This is a genomic window from Alcanivorax sp. HI0083 (genome assembly GCF_001635175.1).
The window spans coordinates 1-776 of sequence record NZ_LWFX01001135.1 but is presented as its reverse complement, the minus strand read 5'-3'; the positions used below and the strand labels follow the sequence as shown (position 1 = coordinate 776).

1 protein-coding gene is annotated in these 776 nt (G+C 63.0%); it reads left to right on the top strand.

Translation table 11 applies throughout. The features are described 5' to 3' along the window. Window positions 1-547, top strand: a 547-nt coding sequence (locus A3754_RS27775; protein ID WP_369817620.1) for a 3-deoxy-D-manno-octulosonic acid transferase, incomplete at its 5' end; no start/stop codon positions are given. Between the last annotated feature and the right edge of the window lie 229 nt (window positions 548-776).

The window sequence follows — 776 nt, the reverse complement described above, 5'->3', positions numbered from 1 at the left end:
CAGTACCCATCCCGGTGAAGACGAGCCGGTGCTGGCAGCGCACAAGGCTCTACTGGAAACGGCACCGCAGACCCTGCTGATGCTGGTGCCCCGGCATCCGGAGCGTTTCGACAGCGTGGCCCAGCTGGTCCGCCAGCAGGGACTTGGCCTGGCCCGGCGCAGCAAGCAGGACACCATCGCCGCCGACACCCAGGTTTACCTGGCCGATACCATGGGCGAGTTGTTGATGTTGTTCGGGGTGGCCGACGTGGCCTTTGTGGGCGGTTCCCTGGTGCCGGTGGGCGGGCACAATCTGCTGGAACCGGCCGGCTGGGGAAAGCCGGTGCTCACTGGCCCCCACCTGCACAACTTTACCGCCATCTCCAATCTGCTGGATGACGCCGGTGCCCTGACCCTGGTGGACAATGCGGATGCCCTGGCCATTGCCCTGCAGGCGCTGTTCCGTTATCCGGATCAACGCCAGCGTCAGGGGCAGGCGGCAGCAGCGGTGGTGGAAGCCAATCGTGGGGCGCTGGAGAAGGGGCTTAAACTGATTAGTGAACAGTAAAAGCAGGGGCTGTTGTAGGAGCCATGCTCGCATGGCGAACCTCACGAAACGAAGCACAAGCACCACAGGGCGAGAAGGCGTATCCGATTCCTCAGGTGAGATTCCGGAGGATCCTGCAACGCCTTTTCCTCGCTAGGGCTCGGTTCGCCATGCAAGCATGGCTCCTACATTGCCTTTCAATAACGTGTATCCGGCACCAGCGCGTCGCTGCGGCCTTCCAGGTCCGGCT